The 2,700-nt window shown below is 65.0% G+C and carries 2 protein-coding genes; both read left to right on the top strand.

Features of this window, described 5'->3' with window-relative positions; all coding sequences use genetic code 11:
- On the top strand, positions 1-1,325 hold a 1,325-nt coding region (locus tag Q7O77_RS16675; protein WP_304169849.1), incomplete at its 5' end, for an efflux RND transporter periplasmic adaptor subunit.
- The coding region (locus Q7O77_RS16670) for a site-2 protease family protein (protein WP_369696232.1) at positions 1,326-2,700 on the top strand (1,375 nt) is incomplete at its 3' end.

Raw genomic sequence — 2,700 nt, 5'->3', positions numbered from 1 at the left:
CGGATCAACGCCTGCGGCTGATGGCGGAGCTGTTGCAGTTGGAAAGCCGCTGCCGTGCGCTGCAAACCGCCGACGAGCAGGCCTTTTTCATGGTCAACGAGACTTATCGCCTGACCCCTTACCGGCAGACACTGCTGTGGGAGCGCCAGCCGGGCCGCCTGCGCGCGGCTTCCGGCGTCGCGAGCCTGGATGGTCATGCGACGTTTTGCCGGGGCATGGCGCGTCTGTGCCAGCAGTGGCAGGCAAACTATCCCCACGCGCAGCGCATTGAGCAGGCCGCGACGACGGCGGAAAATCGTGACTTCTGGCAGGCCTACCTGCCGCCGTACCTGCTGTGGCTGCCGCTGCGGACGGCTCAGGGCGCGCCGCCGTTGGCGCTGGTCCTGCTGCGTGATCGTCCCTGGCTTGATGCTGAAATCGTGCTGCTGGAACAGCTGGGCGAAGCCTATGCTCACGCCTGGCAGGCGTTGCAGCCGCGCAAACCGGGCCGACAGCGGCTGCGTAAAGCGTTGCGCTCGCGCCGCAGTTGGCTCGGGGCGGCCATCGTTCTGGGATTGCTGATGCTCGTGCCGGTGCGTCAGAGCGTTCTGGCACCGGCGGAGATTGTGGCGCATCGGCCGGTGATGGTGCGCGCGCCGCTGGCCGGAGTGATCGACGACATTCTGGTGCGCCCTAATCAGCCGGTGACGCAGGGACAGCCGCTGTTGCGGCTGGACGCGCGCGAGCTGGAAAATCAGTTGGAAACGGCACGGCAGCAGTTCGCCGCCAGCGATGCGCAGTACCGTCAGGCGCAGCAGCAGGCGCTGCGCGATGCGGATGCCAAGGCGCAACTGGCGGTGCTGGCGAGCCGCCGGGAGCAGGCGTACAGCGAGGTGACGTTTTTGCAGCACCAGCGCGATCGTCTGGCGTTAGCCGCGCCGCGCGACGGGGTGGCGATTTTCGACGATGCCAGCGACTGGATAGGGCGTTCGGTGGCGGTGGGGGAGCGCATCATGATGATCGCAGACCCGTTGGACAGCGAACTGGAAATCCAGTTGCCCGCGGCGGACGCCATCCGCCTGGAAAAGGGAGCGGAAGTCCGGCTGTTTCTGAACGTTGCGCCGAATGCGCCGCAGTCCGCGCGGCTGGAACAGCTGGGCTATCGGGCTGCCGTCACGGCAGACAACGTGATGGCATACCGGCTGCGGGCGCGGTTCGCCGATGACGATCCCACGCTGCGGGTCGGACTGAAAGGCACGGCCAAGGTGTATGGTCAGCGCACGGTGCTGATCGCTTATTTGCTGCGTAAGCCGTGGTCGTCGCTGCGCGTCTGGCTGGGAGTCTAAGTGGTGAGATCTTCAGTCCCTTCCTCTCCATCGGGTTTGCCGCCGCTGCGCGATGAGCTGATCCTGCATCCCGGCCCGGCGGGCTGGGACGGCTCGCCGAGCTGGACGCTGGAAGATCCGCTGCGCGGCCAGTTTTTCCGCATTGGCTGGCTGGAAAAGACGCTGCTGTCGCGCTGGTCGCTAGGGAGCGTAGAGCAGATCGTCGCCGAGACCCATCAAGCGCTACCGCTGACAATCACGGCGGAAGATGTGCGCGTCTTTGGCCAGTTTCTGCTCGCCAACTCGTTGACGCAGGCGCGGGGCGACGAGGCATTGAACCTGCTGGGACGCCTGCAGGCGCGCGAACGCATGAGCTGGTGGCGTTACCTGCTGACGCATTATTTGTTCCTGCGTATCCCGTTGCTGCACCCCGACCGTTTTCTGCGCGCGACGCTGCCGTGGGTCGGCCTGTTTTTCCGGCCGACGTTCTGGGGGCTCACGCTGGCGGCGGCCGTCGTGGGCCTGCTGCTGGCCAGCCGCCAGTGGGAAACGTTCAAACATACTTTTCTGCACTTTTTCACGCTAGAAGGCGCGCTGCTGGCCGCCGTCACGTTGATGGCGACCAAATTCCTGCACGAGCTGGGGCATGCCTATACCTGCAGGCGCTTCGGCGCGAGCGTCTCCACCATCGGCGTCGCCTTTCTGGTGCTGATGCCAGTGCTGTACACCGACACGTCCGCGTCGTGGACGCTGCCCCGACGGCGTCAGCGCATGCTGATCGGCGCCGCCGGAATGCTGACTGAACTGGCAGTGGCCGCCTGGGCGACGCTGGCCTGGAGCTTTCTTCCGGACGGAATGTGGCGCAGCGCGGCCTTCATGCTGGCGACGACGACCTGGGTGATGACGCTGGCGATCAACCTCAGTCCGCTGATGCGTTTTGACGGCTACTTTCTGCTGTCCGATGCGCTTGGGATGCCGAATCTTCAGCCGCGTGGATTTGCGGTGGGGCGCTGGCAGCTGCGGGAGTGGTTGTTTGGTCTGGGCGATCCTCTACCGGAACCGCTGCCGCGCTGGCTGCGGCGTACGCTGGTCGGCTACGCGTTCGCCACCTGGATCTACCGCGTCTTTCTGTTTACCGGGATCGCGCTGTTGGTCTATCACATGGCCTTCAAACTGCTGGGAATGGCGCTGTTTGTCGTCGAAATCGGCTACTTCGTGGTATTGCCGGTGTTCAAGGAGCTGCGGGAGTGGCTCCGGCGTCGTAAGGATTATCATATGAATCGCCATGTTATCGCGACGATGACCGTCGGCGTGTTGCTGCTGCTGGCGCTGGTCGTTCCCTGGCAGCGCACGGTCTATGCCCCGGCGCTGTTGCGTGCCGAGCGGCAGGGAAGCT

This window comes from Lonsdalea britannica, assembly GCF_946477055.1.
GTDB lineage: Bacteria > Pseudomonadota > Gammaproteobacteria > Enterobacterales > Enterobacteriaceae > Lonsdalea > Lonsdalea britannica_A.
This window is presented reverse-complemented; position numbering and strand designations above follow the sequence as displayed.